Raw genomic sequence first — 19,303 nt, forward strand, 5'->3', positions numbered from 1 at the left:
GCAATCCGCGAACGGGTACACGCCGACAGCATATGTCCGACGCCCCGCCGAACCCTGCCCAAGATCGCCCACCGGCTCGGCTCTCCCATGTCGGCGAAACCGACCCTGACCTGCGATAAGTCGCAGCATCCGCACGGCCGGGCGCGCCGGGGCTCCCTCGGCCAGACCTGTCTAGTTAAGGTGTCATATATGGGCAGGTCTCTAGGGCAAGGTCAAGAGCGGGAGAGCAGCACCGAGGCGGTGGGGGCGGCGCACGACAGCGCCACGACCTCATCTATCGCTGGGCACCCCGAAAAGGGAACGCACGTCGACCGCGGGGAACTGGTCGCCGCGATGGCCGCTCGGTACAGCACATCCGAGCGGGTCGCGGCTGCCGCCGTACGGGTCGCCGAGGCGCTACGAGCGACCGCGGCGGAGTACCCCGACCTGAGCGACGAGGACGCCATCACGGCGCTGCACGCGATCGAGGACGGCGTGCAGCGCGCCGGCGTGCCCAGGCCGTGGCTGTGACTGGGCCGGCGCTCGAGGGCGAGGTTGTCGACGCCGGCGCGCCGGCGGCCGGCGCCGTGGTGCCCCGTCAGGAGACGCACCCGCGGCTGGACGTGAAGGGCCCGCGCGGGCTGCTGCCCGTGTACGCCGACCTCTCCGACCCCGACGAGCGTGTCCCCCTGGACGTGGACGAGGCGCTCCGCGAGGCGATCCCCGACACCACCTGGCGCACGCTCGACTGGGGCTGGGGCCGGTTCGTCCGCTGGTGCGGCGCCACCGGCCGCAAGCACGACCCGCCCACCGTCGGCACGATCCGGACGTACATCTGGGCGCACCTGACCTGGACCAAAGCCGACGGCGTGACCCTCGCCGGCCGCGGCGGCCGCCCCTACGCGTACGCGACGGTCGAGACCGCCCTCGGTGTCGTGTGCACCGTGCTCAAGTGGCAGGGCCACCCGTCGCCGTGGGGCCACCCCGGCGTCCAAGCCCAGCTCAAGGCGTACAGCAAGAAGCTGCGGAGCATGGGCATCATGCCGGGCGAGGCGTACGCGCTCACCCCCGACGAGCAGGCCGCGATGGTCCGCACCCGGGACATGGGGCAGGTCGCCGGCGTCCGCGACGCCGCCGCCCTCGCGCTGCACATGGCCACCGGGTGCCGCGCCGCCGAGCTGATGGCCCTGGACGACAGCGACCTCGAGTGGGTGTCCCCCACCCGGCTGCTGGTCACCATCCGCGTCGGGAAGGGCGGCAAGCCGCGCCGGGTGCCGGTCGAGGCCGACGAGCCCGACGAGGAGACCGGCGAACCGGCGTGGGCGCCCGACGTGGACCCGCTGGTGCTGGTGTCCGAGTGGCAAGACCTCAAGCGCGCCCGCGGCGTCGGACCCGGGCCGCTGTTCCTGGAGTGCAAGGTCGGCGGCAAGCGCGGCGACGGCCGGCACGCCGGGGTGATCGTCGCCGGGAAGCGGATGACCACCGCGGCGTACGACAAGATGCACCGCCGGGCAGCCCGCAAGGCCGGCGTCGATGTCGACGAGAAGGGCAACCCCCGCAACGTCACCACGCACAGCCAGCGGGCCGCGTACATCACCAACGGGACCGACGCCGGCGTGCCGGTGGAGCGGATCCGGCCGTTCACCGGCCACTCCCCCAACTCGCCGGTGATCTTCCGCTACGTGCGGTCCGGTCTCCAGTGGGGCGAGCACAACCCGGGTGTCCAGATCCGCCGGGCGGCCGTACGCCGTCGGCGCCGCATGACGCGGGGAGGCGGCGGATCGTGACAACAACCGGCGCACCTCCCACACAGGACAGGCAACGCCAACGGGCCGCCACGGCGGCCAAGGCTGAAAGGTCGTACCCGGGTTGCCCCCTCCGAATGGGGCGTGACCCGTTGAGCGCTGCCCGCACAGAGTAACCCCACGACCCGAGACGAGTGAGCCTCACCGCCGGCCCGACACGCCGGCACCCACCCCGGAAGGACAAACCGAGGATGACCGAAACCACCGAGACCGGGCAGACGCCCGGCGACGCGATGCGCGCCCTGCTGACCGCCGGCGCCCGGTACACGGGCCGGCTGAACGTCCAGGCCGCCGTGTACCTGCTCACCTTCACCGACCTGCCCGACTGGCGCGGCTTCCGCGACCTGGTCCACACCGAGCGGGTCGACGACCAGGCCCGCGACGAGACGTACGACGCCGCGTTCGTGCCGGACTGGTCGGCGCTGCTCGACGCGAAGGCGGCGCAGATCAGAGGCAGCGGCCGCCGGCTGCTGGAGCTGGCCGTCAGCATGGCCGTCGGTGTGCCGGTCAACCTGCGCGAGGCCCTCGCCGGGTTCGGGCACGTGGGGAAGCGGCGGGTGGTGGAGGCCGTGGCGATCGCCACCGGCGTCGAGGAGTTCTACGCGCTGACGTTCACCCCCACGCCGGCGCTCGGCTCGCTGCTGGACTTCCACCGCCAGATGCAGGGCGGCGGCCGGTGAGCGGCGGGGACGTGCGGCGGCTGCCCGACTATCAGATGTCCACGCTCGACCAGCGCGCCGCCATGATCGAGTGGGCGCGGCAGAACGGACTCGACCCGGCCCGGATCATCGCCGACAGCATCGTGGTCGACGATGCCGCGCGGGTCATCCGCTATCAGGAGTACGTCGACGAGGGCGCGCCCGGCGCGTGGCAGCCGGGCCAGAACAGCGCGCGGCGGCGGCCGGCGTCCGCGCCGCTGCTAGTTGACCCGCCGCCGGCCGTCTTCGGGGAGCCGGCGCCCCGGTACGCGCCGCCGGCCTCCTACGACTGGGGCCGCTACGACCGGACCTGCGCGCCGGACCGGCAGCTTGACGGGCTCGGCGACCTGGCGCTGTTCCTCGGCGGCAGCGAGAACAGCTTCACCGGCGACCTGCTCAAGCTGCTCGCCAAGGCGCAGAGCACCCCCGAGCGGCTCCGTCCGCTCGCGTTCGCGTTCCCCCGCGAGGCGACCGCGTGGCTGGTGTGGCAGCGGACGCAGCCCATCCCCCTCGCGGCCGAGCTGTGCGGCGCGCTGATCGAGAACGACGACAAGGGGCGGACCCTGGACAGCCTCGTCGCCGAGGTCGTCCCGGCGTGGGAGTCGCAGCGGTGAGCGGCGGCGAGCACATCGAGGCGAGCGCAGAGAGCGCAGAGAAGGAACGGCGGCAGACCGCCGGCGGCGAGGCGTCCCTGCGTATCACCACCGCGCTGGAGGCGGTGTCGCTGCTGCTGGAGGACCCCGCCCACATCACCGAGCAGCCGATCTGGCCGGGGGCATCCAGCACGCGGCGGCAGGCCCGCCCGATCACCCGGCTCCAGGCCGCCGTGTGGCTGCGCGCAGAGGCCCGCTCCCGGGTCGGCTATGAGATCCAGAGGGCGCGCGGTGCCGGCGCGTCGTGGCAGGAGATCGCCGTGGTGCTCGGCCTGGTCGACGCCGACCGGGCAACCCCGTACGACCAGGCCGTCGCCGCGTTCGAGGAGGCCATGGCGGACGGTTTCAGCCTCCACCACTTCGGGTTCACCTGCGCAACCTGCGGCGCCTCGGTGCGCGACTACGGGCCGTTCGAGCCGCACCCCATAGACCGGGAAGAAGGGCACGCCGAGGGCTGCGCGCGGATGGCCGCCCAGCTCGCCGAGTGGAAGGCGAAGCACGGTGACGACTGACGCCGCGGCGCTGGTGCTGCTGGTCGGCCCACCCGGGTCGGGCAAGAGCACCTGGGCCGCCCGCCGGTTCCCCGTCCACGACCTGTTCTCCCTGGACATGTTCCGGCGGATACTCACCGGCGACGTGGCGGACCAGTCGGCCACACGGGAAGCGGTCCGGATGCTCGACCTGGTGGTTGCGTTCCGGATGGCGTCGGGGCTGACCACGGTGGTCGACGCCTGCAACACCCGGCCGGAGCATCGGGAGCGGATGATCGCCGAGGCCCGGGAGTACGGGGTGCCGGTGCTCGCCGTGGTGATGGCCACCCCGCTCGAGGTGTGCCTGACCCGCAACGCGGCCCGCGAGGTCGTCGGCGCTGAGGCCGCGGCCGCCCCGTACCCGGGCGCCAACGCCGCCCCGGTGCCCCCGGACATCGTCGCCAAGCTCGCCCTCGAGGCGGCGGAGACACCACCGCGGCTGGGTGAGGTCGACGCGGTCCTCACCGTCGGCGCCGACGGCGCCGCCGTCGAGTGGGACGGCGCCGACCGGCTACCGATCGAGGTGCTGGCCGCGCCGTGGCTGGCCGGCACCCTGGACGCGCCCGACCGGCCCCGCTGGGTGGAGCTGCGGTGAGCTACATCGGGTTCCACACCGCCGAGGAAACCGGCTACGTCTCCGGCGCCGAGCGCGCCCACCTGGACGGGCTGGTCCAGGACACCGCCGCCGGGCACCGCCGCCGCGTGTTCGGCGAGGATCTCCCCGGGCGGCCGTCGACGCTCCGCCGGGCGGTCAACTGGCCCGCCGAGACGCTCGCCAGTGACCGCTTCGACCAGCGGACCGACACGTACATCGCCGTGGAGCCCTTCCGGCTCCGCGCGGTCCTCCCGAGCGGCCCGACCGGCGAGAACCTCTTCGACGTCGACCTGAACACCGTCATCGCGCACGGCGCCGAGGCGGAGCAGCTCGCCGCCCGGATCTCCGGGCAGTGCGAGGTGCACGCCTTCATCGAGGGCAAGGACCGGGCGTGGTTCGCCGACCTGGTCGACGCGGCCACCGCTCTCGGGGTGTTCCGGCGGGACATGTCCCGCTACCCGCAGCGCGCCGCCTACCCGCACGGCTGGGACAAGGTCGCCGCGCTGGCCCGTGCCACCGACACCGGCCCGATCGTCATGTCGTACTCGGTGGCGGAGTGGTTCCCCAACCAGGACATCGCCGTCTGGCCTGAATCGCTGCCCGACCCCGACACCGACCCCGACGGGGCGGACGCGGCCGACGAGGCGTGGAACGCCCTGACCGACCGCGAGCGGTGGGAACGGGCGGTCACCGGGCTGCGCCGCAAGGCCGAGACGGCGTGGCTGCTGCGGATCAGCCCCGACAACCTCAGCCAGGCCGCGTTCGGCAGGGAAACCCCGCTCACGTGGGACGCCCTCGCCGAGGCGTGGAAGGGGCGCGCATGACCGCCGGCGAGGGCCCCGACAACGGCTGGGCCGTCCACGATTGCGGGTACGCGCCGCTGCTGACCGGCGGGAAGCTGGTGAAGAAGCACGACCCGGCGTGGCAGCTCCCCGAGGTCGGCGCCGACACCCGCAACCCGGAGACGCTCCAGCGGTTCGTCGGCAACCGGGCACACCACGACCTGCACCACCGGCAGCCCGGGTACGGGCTCGGCTACCACCACAGCCGGGACGCCCGCGGCGAGGTCAGCGGCTACCCCGACTGCCACATGTGGGCGCCCCGCCCGGGCGCGCACATGTGGCGGGAGCTGAAACGGATGGGCAAGGCCCCACGACCCGAGCAGGCGGCGACGCTAACCGGCCTCGCCGCGACCGGCGCCGACGTCGGCGTGTGGTGGCCGTGCTGCTGGTACTCCGGCCGCATCGACCGGGAGCTGGCCGAGCTGGCCGGGCAACCCCGGATCGGGCAGCACTGGGCGCCCGGCCTGCCACCGCAGCCCGGCGACACCGGGTACGTGCCGTGGTCCCCGAACCAGTCCCCCGCCGCCGCGCCGGTGCCGCGGCAGCGGCGGGAGCAGAACCGAGGCCTCGCCGACCGGGTCGCCCCCCGCTCGCCGGCGACACCGCGGCCGCCGGCCGCCCTGCCCGGCGCCGACCTGCCGGCCGGCTTCGGTGAGCACGGCGTGGCCGGGTACGTGGTGCCGCTGCCGGCCGACCCGGGCGCGCTCGCCGCCGCCGGGGAGCTGGACCGGTGGCTACGCGACCACGGGTTCCCGCCCGCGGTGGCCCCGTACCCGGTCCGGATCGCCGTGGCCACCGCCGGCGGTGGGGTGGCGGTGCAGTGCCGCGCCGGCGGCCCGCACACGCCCCGGGTGTGGCGGTGGGCGCCGCACCGGCGGCACCTGGACTCGGCTGTATCGATAGCACTAGGTGCGGACGTCATCTGCGGGCCGGCCGGGTTCACGCTCGACCTGCTCGGCGACGCCGTCCCGTTGCGAGACGTGCCCGCGACCTGACCGAGGAGGGACCACCGATGTACCCGCACCGAGGCACCACCGCCGACGGGGAGCCGATCCCCGGGCTCGCCGAGTTCGCCGACGCCATGCGCGCGGTGCTGCGTACCCGCTACGACTCGCAGGTCGACGGGCCGGACGCGTTGGAGTCCTGGACCCGCGGCGACGGGTACGCGTGGCGGTGGTCCACGTCGGTCGGCATGTGGACGGTCACCGCCGGCGGGCTGGTCGACCCGCGGCCGCTGCTGCGCGGCCCGGGCGGTATCTGGCGGGTCGACGCCGCCCCGGACACCGCCGGCGCCGCCGTGGTGGTGGTGATGCTGCGCGCCGCCGGCGGCCTACCCGTCGCCGCCGGCGCCGAGCCGGCCACCGCGGTGGTGGTCGACGCGCCGACGATGGCCAACCCGGGCGCCCAGGTCGCGCTGCGCCGGCCGGTCGTCGGGGTGGTCCGCGGTGACCTGATCCCCGCCGCGCCCGCCGTGGCCGAGCCGTTGCGGGCGGTGCTCTACACGCCCAGCCAGCCCCTCCCCGTCGTCCCGGCCGGGCACGTGCCGGTGCGGACGGCCAGTAACCGGCCCGACGACGACGGCCGGTGGGAGGTCACCATGCCCGACGGGATGCGCCGCCACTACGACCCGACCCGGTCGGTGCTGATGCCCTACGAGACCGGAACCGGGTCGACGGCGCTGCTGCTGTTCGACGCCCCACCGCAGCCCACCTCGGCCGCCGCGGTGGCCCCCTGACCAGGGATGTCGGGCGGCGAATCCCCGAAATTGTCGTACCCGGCGTCTATTGTCCGCAGTAGAGGGAAACACCGCTGCTCTCGCTGAGCGCGTCACTGCGTACGGCCCGCCATCCTGCCGGGGATGGCGGGCCGTACGTATTCCGCGCCTCACGATCGGGCGGGGGAATGCTCACCCCCTCACCTTTCACGTCGTACACTCGTCGCAATATCGGAACGCACGGCGCGCGGAAGCCGAGCACCCCGACCAGTTGCCATTTCGACGCAACAGGGGAGCGCTTCGTGGCACCGCCCTCTCGTCCGTGTGGATCGTTGTGGGACCGCCGCTGGCCGCTGCATGCCCGCGTTGACGTGCGCCTGGTCGAGATTGCGAGGCGCGCCAACGGGCAGGCGGCAGGTGAATCAGGGGGAGCAATTCACCACCGGAGACCGGGGCGACCCGGCAGACTCCGGCCCCGCAGCGGGCGGATCCACCACGACGACCACGGGGAGTGCGATGTCGACCGCCAGATCACGAGCCGACCAGGTCCGCGACCTGATCATGCTGGTTATCCTCGTCTTCTGGATGACCTACGGCGGGGCCGCTCTCGTGCAGCTCTTCACGTCCTCCGCGAAGGTCCTCGAAAGCCTGCCACCGTACTGGTTTTGGGGGATTCCGCTGGTGCCGTACGGCGCGCTGTACGGCACGCTCCCGCGGGTATTGACCGGGGGCCAGGGCGAACCGCAGCAGCCGGCGCCCCCGACACCCTCGGAGCCGACGACATGACCCCGACGCGCTACCTACTGCTCGCCGCCCTCTTCGCGTTCGCCTACCTGGCGGTCGGTCGAGGGATCCGCTGGGTGTACGAGACCACGAGACGAGGCCGGTCACGATGACGATTCCACGGCGAGCATGGGCGGCGATGGGAACGCCGATGATGGTGCGAGTCATCACCGCCGGGATGCTGGTGTACGCGCTGATCATCGGCGGCCTGTTCGTCGGGTACGTGCGGGTGCAATCCTGCCTGGCCGACTACTCCGACCAGGCAGCGAACCGCACCAGCGAGATCGCCGCGGCGACGACCCGGTCGTCTCAGGCGCAGATCGAGGGGCTCGACGCGCTGATCGGCGCCGGCGACGCCGACGACGTACGCACCGCGATCGTCAAGTGGCGCGACACCCTCGTCGAGTACGAACAGCTCCGGGCGCAGAACCCGCCGCCGCCGTCGCCGGCGGAAACCTGCTCCTAACGCACACACCCCGGGCCGCCCCCCGGTGCTCACACGCCCCGACCTCACCCGGTCGGGGCCCACCGCACATCGGGAGACGCCATGACCTACCAGACCCCCGCCCCGCTCCCCGCCGGCCCCGACCCGGCCGACGACCCGCGCGGCTACCTGGAAGACCTGCTCGTCCGCTACTTCCGGCCCGGCCTCGTCGACAGCCTCGCCCGCACGTGGGTGCCCGTCGGTATCGGCTCGGCGCTGGCCTGGGTGAACGCCAACTACGACATCGTCATCCCCGCCGACGCGTCGTCGACCGTGGTCACCGTCGCCACCGGCGTGACGATCGCCGGCTACTACGCCGGCGCGCGGCTGCTCGAGCGGCGCTTCCCGCGCGTCGGCCGGTGGCTGCTGGCCCTGAACCTCACCAAGGCCCGCCCCACGTACGCGCAGCCGAAGGCCGCCGAGCAGGTCGAGGCCGCCGCCGCGCGTACGCCCGCCCGGCACTCCTGACCGGGTGCCCGCCCGCCCCACCAAAGGACCACGCGCGGCCCCGGGGGCGGGCGGGTCACCCTCACCCGCCGCGCCGGGCCGGACACGCCCCGGCGTGAAAGATCCACGCATCGGCGGCCGACGCCGATACCCTGACGGCAGGACACACGGTGCGCGCGGCAACCCACCAGTGACCAGCAGTGACCCGCGGGGGATGGGGCCCTCGCGGGCCCGCGTGCGCTCGCACGTCCAGGCGTCCGCTCGGGACGCCGCTCGGATACTGGGGGGTACCCGTGACCCGTGACGACGATTCAGACGCCCGCGGAGTCTGCCGGGTCGGCGACCACCCGCACGACGGGGCCGCCGCTATCTGCGGTCACCACCTGGACGCGGCCCGCGCCCAGCTCGCCGACCTCCCCCGCCTCGTGCGGACGTTGACGCACTACCTCGTGCCCGGCCCGTCCCTGCCCGGTGAGAAAGTCGCCACCACCCGGGTGGGCTCCCCCACCCCCGCCCGCCTGGACGTGCTCACCCTCGTCGGGCCGGGCGCCACCGAGGTCCGCCGCGACCGCCGCGCCCTGGTGCCGATGGTGCGCCGCTGGTCCACGGTGGAGACCGTCACCGTGTCCGTGCCCCGCGGCGGCCGCATCGACACCGAGCAGCGGCAGGTCCGGGTGTGGCACCGGGAGCTGGTGGTCGACAACAACGGGCGGCCGCTGCTGGTCGCCGACGACGACCAGGTCGGCGTCGTCCCGCCGGCGGAGTGGGCCGACGTGTGGGTGCGCCGGTGGCGCCGCGAACTGGGCCACCCCGTACCCGAACGCAGCCGCGCCGGCGGCTGGGTGCGCCGCCTCACCGGCCGCGGCGCCACCGCCCTCCCCGCCCCCGAAGCCGACCGGGTCGCCCGGGAACGCGCCGCCCAGGTCGCCCGGGTCGCCGAGGACCGCGCCCAGCGTCTCGCCGACGCCGGCGCCCGGGAAGCCCTGCTGATGCGTCACGGCCGGCCGCTGGTGCTGCCCGCCGTCGCCGCGTACATCACCCTCAAGACCACGTACGCCGCGCAACTCGCCGCCGCCCAGGCGTGGGTGCGGGACGTGATGCTCGGCCTGGACACCGACGGGCCGGCCGCCCGCGCCCGCGCCGAGACCGCGACGGCCGGCGGCACCGCCGGCCGGGCGCCGTCCGACGCGGTCGCCGCCGAGTGGGTGCTGCGCTATGGCGGCGCCACCACCGCCGCCCACGTCGAGGTTGACTGCGGGTACCTCGCCGAGTGGCTCCGCTACGCCGCCGAATGCGACGACGCCGGCGTCGGTGAGTTCGTCGTCGAGCTGCGCGCCCTGGTCGCCGAGCTGGAGCACGCCCTCGGCGAAACCCGCGACGATCACTGGGTGGGCCGCTGCCCCACCACCCTGGTCGACGGCGACGGCGACCCGACCGGCCGGGTGTGCGGCTACGGACTCTGGCAGGACCCGTACCGGTCCCGCATCGAGTGCCCGCGCTGCCACACCGCCTGGCGGGAGAAAGAGTGGCTGGCGCTCGCCGCGCGTATCCGCGCGACCTGGCCGATCGACCGGCGGCGCCTCTACACGTGGGCCGACCGGAAAGCCGCCGAGCGGCACACCGAACGGCTGCCCACCTGCCGGGGCTGCGAGCGGACCATGTCGGTCGAGTGGCGGGAGATCCGCGGCCGCGGCTACCGGGAGCCCATGTACCGGCCGGTCGGGTGGGCGTGCCCGGCCGGGTGCATCGCCGGCGGAACGCAGGTCGCCGCATGAGCCCCGACGAGCTGCACGCCGCGGTGCTGTCCGCCCTGTACGCCGCCGGCGCCGCGGTGGCCGATTCCACGCCGGCGCCGTGGCACGCCGGCGACCCGCCCGGCCTGCGGACCGACTTCGTCCTCTCCGCGGGGCAGGACCGGCGCCGCGTCGCCGACGGGCTGTCCCGGTGGGACGCCCACCTGGTCGCCGCGCTGCGGAACACCGCCTCGAGCGCGTACCGCGGCGCCCGCCGCATCATCGAACGTCACGCCCCCCGGGTGTACGGGACCGACTGGCCGCCCTGCTGCGCGAGGTGCGACGCCCCCGACTGGCCGTGCCCCGACTACCTGGACGCCGCCCTGGTCGTGCCCAACCTGCCCGAGGAGGTCGGCCGTGCCCTCCGCGCCCTCTGACCGAACACCACCGCGCGCCCAGTTCGTCCGCGGCGCCGCCGGCGGGCTGCTCCCCGACGACGAGCTGTTCGTGCCGCGCCGCCGCTCCTCGCTGCGCGACTCCGCACCCGACCCGCGGGACGTCCCACCGCCGGAGGTCACCGGCGCGCTGTGGCCCCTGCCGTCGGGTGGCCCGTGGGAAGGCGGCGCCGTCGACCGGGACGGCCGGCACTGGACGCACCGGCCGTGGCAGGGATGGCGGCCCGCCCGCTCCCCGTACCTGGCGCCCCGCGGCCGCGTCTACCAGTCCCGGGCGGTCAGCCGCGCGTTCCGCCGCGGCCGCCGCGCCCGCCGTCTGCGCCGGGTGGTCCGCTGGACGACCTGGCCGACGCTGCTGACCGCCGCCGCCCTGGTGTACGCCGGCCTGGTCCACAACAGCCTCCCCGCCGCGCTGGTCGGTCTCACCCTCGCCGAGCTGGTGCTGCTGACCGGGCGGTGGCGGTGACCGACCTCGGGGACCTCCTCGGCTTGCCCACCCCACCGCCGGCCCGGGCCCGCCGCCGCGGCGGCCGCCGCCGCGTCCGCTGCCGCCACTGCGGCCGCTGGGTGTACGTCGACCGCCTCGTCTACGGGTACGGGGAGGACTGCGCCGAGACGCTCGGCCTGACCGTCGATCGCCGGCGAGGCGCCGACACCGGCCAGACCGGCCGGGACCTGCTCGACGAGCTACGCGCCGCCGGCGACGACCAGGACGAGCCCGATGAGTGACGGCGCGCCGACCCTGCCGACCCTCGCCGAGCTGCCGCCGGCGCCGGCGTGCGACGCGTGTGGCTGCTGCCGCGCCGACCTGTGCGCGGCCGCCCTCACCGCCGGTTCCCCGTGTCTGCTCCTCGCCGCCGCCCACCCGGACCCGACGGCCGCCGCCCGCCTGGCCGGCTGCCCGTGCGCCCCGGTCGCCTGCGGCTGCGCCGAGCCGGTGCACGTGCGGGGCATCGCCCGATGCCGCCACGGCGCCCGAGCGATAGCTACCAGGGAGGGGGAAGGGGACCGACCATGATGGGCAGCCAGACGGCGGCGGAAGCCGAAATCGACGTGGCGGCGCTGCACCTGGCCCGCACGTACACCCCGGACGACACCAGCCCCGCCGCGCTGCGCCGGTGGGCCGGCCGGATCCGCGTGTGGGCGCACCGCTACCCCGACCAGATCACCGACCGCGGCCGCGCCGGCCGCCGCCGCCGGTACGACCTCGCCGAGCTGCAGCAGGTTGCCGATCGGGTCTTCAACACCGCCGACGCGGCGGTTCTTTGACGCAGCGATCATGGTGTGTAACACTTCGTGCCAGCGGGCGACGTGTCTCCAGAGCCGACAGGCCGGGACCGTCGCCACTCGCGTTTCCTGGCCCGGGTGTCCGGGTGCCGGTAAGAAACGTGTCACCAGGTCCAAACGGCGCTGATCTTGGGCATTAGCCCGTGTCCCGCGCCCGCGTAGCGCCGCCCTGCACGTGTGCCCCGCGGCATAGCGCCGCCGCCCGACCCCGAGGCCCGGAACGCAACGACAGCGCCACCGGTGGGGGCCACCGGTGGCGCTGTCGTTCGCGGGTGTCAGATGGGGAAGAACGGCGGGCAGTCGCACGGGCCGAGCAGAGGGCCCTTGGGGCAGCCGGCGTAGCAGATGCCGACGCGCAGGGGGCCAATCAGGCCCAGGTGGAGCGCGCTAACCAGTCGCATGGCGGGTCCTTCCGTGTCGGTGGGGTGATCAGCGGGCGAGGCCGCGGCGGCGAAGCTCGGCGAGGATGACCAGCCGGACCCGGTACGGCGCCGCGTTGTAGCGCTCGACCAGGGTCCGCGGCGAAAGGTTCTCGTAGTCGGTGCGCTCCATCGTGGCTCTCCTCGTCTCGGTGGGCGGCTGTCCGGGCCGCCCAACACCTCAGACGTTACACGACGAAAAAGAATGACGCAACACCGGGCCGGTTTGGCCCCCACAACGCCCGCCCGACTGCCCCGCGACCCGCCCACTGCCGCCGGGCCCGGTCGCCCCCATCCGGCAGGACGAGCAGGGCCCCGCGCGGCGAGCGGCCACCCCCGGCACCCGAGCACCGGTGGTGGCCGCTCGCCGCGCCCACAACCGCGGCGCCGGCCCCTCCTGTCCGCGCAGGAAGGGCCGGCGCCGTTACCAGCCACCCGGGAAACACCGCGGCGCCGCCGGCGTAGGGAAGCCGCCGACGGCGCCGCCCCGGGCGGCCCAACCAACACCACACGGGGGAAGGGGGCCGACGCGATGGCCAGCGACACCGACCAGCCGCAACGCCGCATCGAGTACATGCCGCTCCCGCTGATCGAAGCCGCCCCCCGCAACCCGAAGCGCCACGCCGGCGCCGCGATCCAAGCCAGCATCGCCCGGTTCGGGTTCGCCGAGCTGCCCCTGATCGACGAACGCACCGGCCGCCTCGTCGCCGGCCACGGCCGCCTCGACCAGCTCGCCGAGATGCGCCGCACCGGCCAGCAGCCGCCCCGCTACGTCCACGTCGACCCGTCCGGCGAATGGCTGGTCCCCGTCGACCGCGGCTGGTCCTCCGAGAACGACACCGAAGCCGAGGCGTACCTGGTCGCCTCCAACCACCTCACCACCAAGGGCGGATGGGACCGCGACGAGCTGGGCGCGCTGCTGCTCGACATCAACGCCGTCGACCACTCCCTCTACCTGGCCACCGGCATGACCGAAGAGGACCTCGAGGCGCTCCTCGCCGACCCCGACGCCGACGGCGACGGCCCCGGCGGCTCCGGTGGTGCCCGCCTCACCGACGACGACGACATCCCCGACAAGCAGGTCGACGTCGTCACCCGCCCCGGTGACCTGTGGCAGCTCGGCCCGCACCGGATCATCTGCGGAGACACCACCGACCCCACCGTCGTCGGCCGCCTGTTCGCCGGCCACGGCGACGGCCCCCACGGCCTCGCCGGTCTCCCGCCGGCGGCGCTGATCCACGCCGACCCCCCGTACGGCATGGGCAAGGAAGCCGACGGCGTCCAGAACGACAACCTGTACGGCCCGAAGCTCGACGAATTCCAGCAGCGCTGGTGGGCCGCCTGGTCGGCGCACTGGGCGCCCAACGGGTCCGCGTACGTGTGGGGCAACGCCCCCGACCTGTGGCGCTGGTGGTGGGCCGGCGGCCTCAACACAGACCCGGAGCTGATGGTCCGCAACGAGATCGTGTGGGACAAGGAAACCGCCCCCGGCATGAGGTCGGCCGGCGAACACTCCTACGTCACCGCCACCGAACGCTGCCTGCTGATCTTCCGCGGCGAACAGTTCCTCGGCAACCAGAACAAGGACGCCTACTGGCCCGGCTTCGAGCCGCTGCGCCTGTGGATGGTCGCCGAACGCGACAAAGCCGGCTGGACCAACAAGGACATCAACCGGCTCACCGACACCCACATGGCCGGCCACTGGACCGGGCAAAGCCAGTTCCACATCATCAGCCGCAAGCACTACGACACCCTCGCCGCGGCCGCCGACGGGAAAGCCTTCACCGAGGGCTACGACGCCCTCTTCGACCGCCTGTTCCCCGACCTCCGCCAGGGCGGCAACGAACACCGCCGCGACCTGTCCACGGAGATGCGCGCCAAACGCACCCACTTCGACAACACCCACGACGTCATGACCGACGTGTGGCGATTCGGCCGGGTCGTCGGCGAGGAACGGTTCGGCCACGCCACCCCGAAACCCGTCGCCATGGTCGAGCGGGCCCTGCTCACCAGCAGCCAACCCGGCGCCGTCGTCGCCGTCCCGTTCGGCGGCACCGGCCCCGAGTGGATCGCCGCCGACCACCTCGGCCGCATCGCCGTCGGCGCCGAGATCACCCCCGCGTACGTGGACGTCATCTGCCGCCGCTACCAGGCCCACACCGGCATCAAACCCGAGCGGGTACACCCCGACGGCACCCGCGAGCCGGTCGACTTCACGTAGCCCGCACCACCCCGAACCGACCCCGAGGCCACGACCAGGGAAGGACGGTCGAGCACTCCGGCGCGTCGCGGCGCCGTCTACCCAACCCGCGAACACATAAGGACGTGCGAACCATGCCAGCCAGCCGAGCCCAGCAAGCACAGACCGCGAAACGCCGCCGCGACGCCATCCAGCTACGCCTCGCCGGCGCGGACTGGGACACCATCGCCGAGCGTCTCGGCTACGCCTCCCGCGGCGCCGCCTGCACCGACGTCACCCGCGCCATGGAGAAAGCCGCCGCCGAGGCCGTCCGCGACGCCGACGTGCTGCGCCAGGTCGAGCTGGACCGCATCAACCGGCTGCAGCTCGCCTACTGGCCGAAGGCGATCGGCGGCGACACCGACGCCGCCCGGGTCGTCCAGTGGTGCATCGACCGGCGCGCGAAGCTGACCGGCCTGGACGCCCCGATCAAGCACCAGGTCGTCACCATGGGCGCGATCGAGGCCGCGATCGCCGAGCTGGAGGCCCAGCTTCCGCCCGCGGCGCGCGACGCCCTGGACGCCGCCGACCTTCCCCCCGGCCTGTAGCTCCGGCCCCATGTGCCGGAGGCCGGGCCGGCACCGTCGACGTCGGCCGGCCCGGCCCACAACCACCTGCGGCGGCCCGCGCTCCTGTGATCCGAGGGGGTGCCCGTGCCGTCCACCCAACGGTCCGCCGGCGCCCGCCGACCGAAGAAACCCGCCCGCCGTGGTCTGTCCCCCCTGGACCAGCTACGCCTGGACCGGCTGTACCGGCTGCGGGAGTTGAAGCGCCGGCAGGCCGACGAGGCCCGCACCCGTAACGCCGGGAAGTGGTCGACGCCGGGCGCGATGGCCGCCGAGCTGGACCCGGACACCGTCCAGACCGCCGCCCTGGACCTCATCGACGCGGCGCTGGTCGACGTGGCGGAGGGCCGCTGCAAGCGGCTCATCATCACGATGCCGCCGCAGGAAGGCAAGTCGCAGCGGGTCTCCCGCCGGTTCCCGCTGTGGTTATTGGTGCGGCGGCCGTCGGCGCGGATCGTGCTGGTCGGCTACGAGCTGGGTATCGCCCGCCGGTGGGGCCGCACCATCAAGAACGACATCGCCACGCACGGCGACGCCCTCGGTCTCGGCGTACGCGACGACACCAGCGCCGCCCACGAGTGGCAGCTCGCCGGCGAGGACGGCGGCGTGTACTGCGTCGGTATCGGTGGCGCGCTCACCGGCCGCCCCGCCGATGTGATGATCATCGACGATCCGCACAAGGGCCGCAAAGAGGCCGACAGCCTGCTCCAGCGGGAGAACGTGTGGGAGTGGTGGACGGAGACCGCCCGCACCCGGTTCGGCACCGAAACGCCGGTGGTGCTGGTGCAGACCCGCTGGCACGAGGACGACCTCGCCGGCCGGCTGCTGGAGCACGACGCCGGGTCGTGGCGGGTCATCAACATCCCCGCCGAGGCTGACCACCGGCCCGCCGAGGGCGAGACGGACCCCCTCGGCCGGGCGCCGGGTGAGTTCCTGGTGTCCACCCGCGGCCGGCACCTGCCCCGCCCGATGGGCACCTGCCCGAAGCACCCCGGCGGGGTGGTCCGCCCCGACGGTGGCCGCCGTGAGTGCTGCGACTGGGACGACCTCAAGCACGACGTCGGCTCCCGCGGCTGGCAGGCCCTCTACCAGGGCTCCCCCACCCCGGGCGCCGGCGTCATCTTCAACCGGCAGTGGTGGCAGCGCTACGAGCAGCCCCAGTGGACGGTGCGGGCCGACGGGTCGCACTGGGCGGTCGGCTTCGACGAGGTCATCATCTCCGTCGACTGCGCGTTCAAGGCCACCGAGGGCAGCGACTACGTCGCCATGCAGGTGTGGGGCCGGCGAGGCCTCCACGCCTATCTGCTCGACCAGGTCCACGACCAGTTGACCTTCGTCGAGACGTGCGCGCGGCTCGCCGAGCTGGCCGCGAAGTGGCCCCAGGCGATCCTCAAGCTGGTCGAGGACGCCGCGAACGGGCCGGCCGTGGTCAACGCGCTGGCGTTGCGGGTGCCCGGGCTGGTGCCGGTCACCCCCGACGGGTCGAAGGTCGCCCGCGCCGCCGCTGTGTCCCCGTTCGTCGAGGGCCGCGGGGTGTGGCTGCCGGATCCGAAGTTGGCCCCGTGGGTCGGTGGGCTGATCACTGAGGCGTCGGCGTTCCCTCAGTCGCCGAACGACGACCGGGTCGACGCCCTGTCGCAAGCGCTGAACCGGCTGCTGCTCAACCCGCTGATCGTCGAAGACGAGGTCGTCGAGGACAACGAGGACGGCGACCCCGAGGGGTCGATCTCCCCGTACTGACCCGGGACGGGGGTGCGCCGTGGCCCTCCACGAGATCCCCGCCGACGACGGCGCCGAGCACGCCCCCACAAGCGAGTGCGGCTGCGGGCCGGCCCGCGTACCCCGCGGCCGCCGGTTCGTGTACGTGCACGTCGACCAGCGACCCGACCAGCAGGACAGGGGGCCGGCCGATGGCCACGAGTAGCACCCGCCGCCGCCGCGGCGTACCGGCCCCCGCGCCGGCGACCACCGCCACCGCGGAAGCGGCGCTGCGCGCCGAGCTGGACGCCGCCCGCAACGACCTCGGGCTGCTCGCCCGCCGCCTGGAAGACGGCGCCGCCGGCGGTAACCCGTTCACCGCCGGCACCCGCGAGGCCGTCGCCGACCTGGAACGCGCGATCATCGCCGACCCCGGGTGGCGGCTGTTCACCACCCTCTCCCAGCAGGAGTTCTCCGCCGAGGGCATGCGGCAGTTGCGGGCGGTGTGCCGCCTCATGGCCGTCGCTAACCCGCTGATCAAGCGGGGGCTGAACCTGCGGTCGTTCTACGTGTGGGGGCAGGGCTGCGAGCTGGTGGCCCGCGCCAACGGTAAAGCCCGCAAGGGCCGCGCCGGCGGTGCCGGGAAAGAGCAGGACGTCCAGGCCGTCATCAAGGCCATGGTCGACGACCCGGCGAACCAGCGGGAAGTGTTCGGCGCGCAGGCCCGCGACGAGCTGGAGCACGCCCTCGGCACCGACGGGGAGATCTACTGCGCCCTGTTCACCCGCCCCGCCTCCGGCTGGGTGCAGGCCCGCACGATCATCGCCGACGAGATCGCCGAGGTGATCACCGACCCGGACGACGCGGCGACCCCGTGGTTCTACCGGCGGGTGTGGACCCGCAACGCGTACGACCCGAACGGCCGGCCCGTGCCCACCGTGCAGGAGCTGCTGTACCCGGACGTCGACTACAAGCCGACCCGTCGGCCCCGCACGTTCGGCGGGGTGCAGATCCAGTGGGACGCCCCGATCGTCGCCGTGCAGGTCAACCGGCCCCGCGGGTGGCTGCGCGGTGTGCCCGACGCGTACGCCGCGGTGAACTGGGCGCGGGCGTGGAAAGAGTTCCTCGAGCAGTGGGCCGGGCTGATGAAGTCCCTCGCCCGGTTCGCGTGGCGGCTCACCGCCGAGGGCCGCGACCGGCAGCAGGCCCGGGCCGCGCTCAACGCCGCGGCGGCCGGGAACACCGCCACCACCCCGGGCACCCGCTCGGACGTGGGCGGCGTCGCCCTCACCCCGCTCCAAGGCAACCTCGAGGCGATCCCCAAGACCGGCGCGACCATCGACGCCGAGTCCGGCCGGCCCCTGGCGATGATGGTCGCCGCCGCCCTGGACATCCCCGTCACGATGCTGCTCGCCGACCCCGGGCAGACCGGCGCCCGCGCCACCGCCGAAACCCTGGACTGGCCGACCGAGCTGGCCATGATGGCCCGCCGCAGCCTGTGGACCGCGTTCCAACTGCGGATCGTGCAGCACCGCATCACCGAGGCCGTCCGCGCCCCCCAGGGGCCGCTCAAGGGCACGGTCAAGCGTGACCCGGTCACCGGCCGGGAAGTGGTGACGCTCGACGGGGACACCGACACCACGGTCGACGTGGTGTGGCCCGACCTGGACGAGACCGAACCCAAGGCGCTCATCGACGCGGTCGTCGCCGCCGCCGGCACCGGCACCATGCCACCCGAGCTGGTGCTGCGTCACCTGCTCCAGGCCCTCGGCGTGCGGGAAGCCGAATCGCTGCTCGACGACATGATCGACGACGACGGCGCCTTCAAGTGGCCGCAGCCCCCACCGATGGGCGGGCCGGGTGGGCAGGCCGCCGCGCTCGCCCGCGCCGGCGGCGACCCCGCCGCCGCGGGCGCCGGCCCGATGGGCCCCGACGGGCAACCCGCCGACGGTGTACCGCCCCCGGTGGCGGGGGTGGGCGGTGAGGCCGCCGCCCGGCAAGCCGACGCCGACTTCGGCCTGTTCGGTGGCCGCGGCGCCGACCAGCAAACCGACCCCACCGCCGACACCGCCGGCACCGCGGCGGCGCCGGCGGGCCCGGGCGCCCAGCCGGCCGGCCTGTTCGACCCGGCGTTCTTCCAGGTCGGCGCCGGCGACAACCAACCCGCGGCGGAACCCGCCGACGACGAGGACGAGGAGCCGGCGCCGTGACCGGGCCGGAGTCCTCCCCCGCCGCCGACCGGCAGGCCGACGCCGACTTCGGGCTCGGTACCGGGGCCGCCCGCGACGACGACCAGCAGCCCGACGAGCAGGGCGCCCAGCCGGACGGCCCGTACGACCCGGAGTTCTTCCGACTCTGACCACGAAGGGGGGTGGG

Annotated in this window: 26 protein-coding genes; 24 read left to right on the forward strand and 2 right to left on the reverse strand. The window is 74.3% G+C overall.

Annotated features, from left to right (window positions below; translation table 11 throughout):
- Positions 1 to 333 precede the first annotated feature (333 nt).
- The 18 genes from ACIBTV_RS27710 (at position 334) to ACIBTV_RS27795 (ending at position 11,987) form a co-directional block, all read left to right on the forward strand.
- A complete protein-coding gene (locus ACIBTV_RS27710) occupies positions 334 to 510 on the forward strand; it encodes a hypothetical protein (protein WP_396709529.1) in 177 nt (58 codons plus the stop codon).
- Positions 501 to 1,766 (forward strand): tyrosine-type recombinase/integrase, encoded by a 1,266-nt coding sequence (locus tag ACIBTV_RS27715; RefSeq protein WP_396709531.1) that lies wholly within the window; start codon positions 501 to 503, stop codon positions 1,764 to 1,766. The genes ACIBTV_RS27710 and ACIBTV_RS27715 overlap by 10 nt, the downstream gene beginning before the upstream one ends.
- 209 nt (positions 1,767 to 1,975) lie before the next feature.
- Entirely contained in the window at positions 1,976 to 2,464 is a 489-nt protein-coding gene (locus ACIBTV_RS27720) for a hypothetical protein (protein WP_396709533.1), read from the forward strand.
- Positions 2,461 to 3,096: a hypothetical protein gene (locus tag ACIBTV_RS27725; RefSeq protein WP_396709536.1), complete on the forward strand. Its 636-nt coding sequence runs from the start codon at positions 2,461 to 2,463 to the stop codon at positions 3,094 to 3,096. Before ACIBTV_RS27720 ends, ACIBTV_RS27725 begins: the two co-directional genes overlap by 4 nt.
- Positions 3,078 to 3,647, forward strand: coding sequence for a hypothetical protein (locus ACIBTV_RS27730; protein WP_396709538.1), 570 nt, complete (start codon positions 3,078 to 3,080; stop codon positions 3,645 to 3,647). The genes ACIBTV_RS27725 and ACIBTV_RS27730 overlap by 19 nt, the downstream gene beginning before the upstream one ends.
- A complete protein-coding gene (locus tag ACIBTV_RS27735) occupies positions 3,637 to 4,260 on the forward strand; it encodes an AAA family ATPase (protein ID WP_396709539.1) in 624 nt (207 codons plus the stop codon). The genes ACIBTV_RS27730 and ACIBTV_RS27735 overlap by 11 nt, the downstream gene beginning before the upstream one ends.
- Positions 4,257 to 5,084 carry a hypothetical protein gene (locus ACIBTV_RS27740; protein WP_396709541.1) on the forward strand — a complete coding sequence of 276 codons (828 nt, stop codon included), beginning with the start codon at positions 4,257 to 4,259 and terminating at the stop codon, positions 5,082 to 5,084. Before ACIBTV_RS27735 ends, ACIBTV_RS27740 begins: the two co-directional genes overlap by 4 nt.
- Positions 5,081 to 6,097 carry a hypothetical protein gene (locus ACIBTV_RS27745; protein WP_396709543.1) on the forward strand — a complete coding sequence of 339 codons (1,017 nt, stop codon included), beginning with the start codon at positions 5,081 to 5,083 and terminating at the stop codon, positions 6,095 to 6,097. Before ACIBTV_RS27740 ends, ACIBTV_RS27745 begins: the two co-directional genes overlap by 4 nt.
- Positions 6,098 to 6,114: 17 nt before the next feature.
- Positions 6,115 to 6,837: a hypothetical protein gene (locus ACIBTV_RS27750; protein WP_396709544.1), complete on the forward strand. Its 723-nt coding sequence runs from the start codon at positions 6,115 to 6,117 to the stop codon at positions 6,835 to 6,837.
- 495 nt (positions 6,838 to 7,332) lie between these two features.
- Positions 7,333 to 7,602 (forward strand): hypothetical protein, encoded by a 270-nt coding sequence (locus ACIBTV_RS27755; protein ID WP_396709546.1) that lies wholly within the window; start codon positions 7,333 to 7,335, stop codon positions 7,600 to 7,602.
- Positions 7,603 to 7,738: 136 nt separating this feature from the next.
- Positions 7,739 to 8,065: a hypothetical protein gene (locus ACIBTV_RS27760; protein ID WP_396709548.1), complete on the forward strand. Its 327-nt coding sequence runs from the start codon at positions 7,739 to 7,741 to the stop codon at positions 8,063 to 8,065.
- Positions 8,066 to 8,146: 81 nt separating this feature from the next.
- The gene (locus ACIBTV_RS27765) at positions 8,147 to 8,551 is read left to right on the forward strand and encodes a hypothetical protein (protein WP_396709550.1); all 405 of its coding nucleotides are present in this window, start codon (positions 8,147 to 8,149) and stop codon (positions 8,549 to 8,551) included.
- Positions 8,552 to 8,823: 272 nt separating this feature from the next.
- Positions 8,824 to 10,305 (forward strand): hypothetical protein, encoded by a 1,482-nt coding sequence (locus ACIBTV_RS27770; protein WP_396709552.1) that lies wholly within the window; start codon positions 8,824 to 8,826, stop codon positions 10,303 to 10,305.
- A complete protein-coding gene (locus tag ACIBTV_RS27775) occupies positions 10,302 to 10,700 on the forward strand; it encodes a hypothetical protein (protein ID WP_396709553.1) in 399 nt (132 codons plus the stop codon). Before ACIBTV_RS27770 ends, ACIBTV_RS27775 begins: the two co-directional genes overlap by 4 nt.
- Complete coding sequence (locus tag ACIBTV_RS27780; protein ID WP_396709555.1) at positions 10,681 to 11,184, forward strand: hypothetical protein; 504 nt, start codon at positions 10,681 to 10,683, stop codon at positions 11,182 to 11,184. Before ACIBTV_RS27775 ends, ACIBTV_RS27780 begins: the two co-directional genes overlap by 20 nt.
- Positions 11,181 to 11,447, forward strand: coding sequence for a hypothetical protein (locus ACIBTV_RS27785; protein ID WP_396709557.1), 267 nt, complete (start codon positions 11,181 to 11,183; stop codon positions 11,445 to 11,447). The genes ACIBTV_RS27780 and ACIBTV_RS27785 overlap by 4 nt, the downstream gene beginning before the upstream one ends.
- Entirely contained in the window at positions 11,440 to 11,736 is a 297-nt protein-coding gene (locus ACIBTV_RS27790; protein ID WP_396709558.1) for a hypothetical protein, read from the forward strand. The genes ACIBTV_RS27785 and ACIBTV_RS27790 overlap by 8 nt, the downstream gene beginning before the upstream one ends.
- A complete protein-coding gene (locus tag ACIBTV_RS27795; RefSeq protein ID WP_396709560.1) occupies positions 11,733 to 11,987 on the forward strand; it encodes a hypothetical protein in 255 nt (84 codons plus the stop codon). Before ACIBTV_RS27790 ends, ACIBTV_RS27795 begins: the two co-directional genes overlap by 4 nt.
- Before the next feature lie 293 nt (positions 11,988 to 12,280).
- Here the strand turns inward: ACIBTV_RS27795 and ACIBTV_RS27800 are convergent, their stop codons facing one another.
- Together ACIBTV_RS27800 and ACIBTV_RS27805 are read right to left on the reverse strand one after the other, a co-directional pair.
- The gene (locus ACIBTV_RS27800; RefSeq protein WP_396709562.1) at positions 12,281 to 12,406 is read right to left on the reverse strand and encodes a hypothetical protein; all 126 of its coding nucleotides are present in this window, start codon (positions 12,404 to 12,406) and stop codon (positions 12,281 to 12,283) included.
- 28 nt (positions 12,407 to 12,434) lie between these two features.
- Complete coding sequence (locus ACIBTV_RS27805) at positions 12,435 to 12,557, reverse strand: hypothetical protein (protein ID WP_396709563.1); 123 nt, start codon at positions 12,555 to 12,557, stop codon at positions 12,435 to 12,437.
- A 399-nt stretch (positions 12,558 to 12,956) separates the two neighbouring features.
- Between ACIBTV_RS27805 and ACIBTV_RS27810 the strand changes: the two genes are divergently transcribed.
- The 6 genes from ACIBTV_RS27810 (at position 12,957) to ACIBTV_RS27835 (ending at position 19,286) form a co-directional block, all read left to right on the forward strand.
- The gene (locus tag ACIBTV_RS27810) at positions 12,957 to 14,645 is read left to right on the forward strand and encodes a DNA methyltransferase (protein ID WP_396709565.1); all 1,689 of its coding nucleotides are present in this window, start codon (positions 12,957 to 12,959) and stop codon (positions 14,643 to 14,645) included.
- 113 nt (positions 14,646 to 14,758) lie between these two features.
- Positions 14,759 to 15,211 (forward strand): hypothetical protein, encoded by a 453-nt coding sequence (locus tag ACIBTV_RS27815; protein ID WP_396709567.1) that lies wholly within the window; start codon positions 14,759 to 14,761, stop codon positions 15,209 to 15,211.
- Positions 15,212 to 15,316: 105 nt separating this feature from the next.
- The gene (gene terL, locus ACIBTV_RS27820; RefSeq protein ID WP_396709568.1) at positions 15,317 to 16,969 is read left to right on the forward strand and encodes a phage terminase large subunit; all 1,653 of its coding nucleotides are present in this window, start codon (positions 15,317 to 15,319) and stop codon (positions 16,967 to 16,969) included.
- Between the two features lie 19 nt (positions 16,970 to 16,988).
- Positions 16,989 to 17,153 carry a hypothetical protein gene (locus ACIBTV_RS27825; protein WP_396709570.1) on the forward strand — a complete coding sequence of 55 codons (165 nt, stop codon included), beginning with the start codon at positions 16,989 to 16,991 and terminating at the stop codon, positions 17,151 to 17,153.
- Positions 17,140 to 19,137 carry a hypothetical protein gene (locus ACIBTV_RS27830; protein ID WP_396709572.1) on the forward strand — a complete coding sequence of 666 codons (1,998 nt, stop codon included), beginning with the start codon at positions 17,140 to 17,142 and terminating at the stop codon, positions 19,135 to 19,137. The genes ACIBTV_RS27825 and ACIBTV_RS27830 overlap by 14 nt, the downstream gene beginning before the upstream one ends.
- Positions 19,134 to 19,286: a hypothetical protein gene (locus ACIBTV_RS27835; RefSeq protein WP_396709573.1), complete on the forward strand. Its 153-nt coding sequence runs from the start codon at positions 19,134 to 19,136 to the stop codon at positions 19,284 to 19,286. Before ACIBTV_RS27830 ends, ACIBTV_RS27835 begins: the two co-directional genes overlap by 4 nt.
- The last annotated feature ends 17 nt before the right edge of the window (positions 19,287 to 19,303 follow it).

Origin of the sequence: Micromonospora sp. NPDC049366 (genome assembly GCF_044466625.1) — a bacterium.
Lineage (GTDB): Bacteria > Actinomycetota > Actinomycetes > Mycobacteriales > Micromonosporaceae > Micromonospora.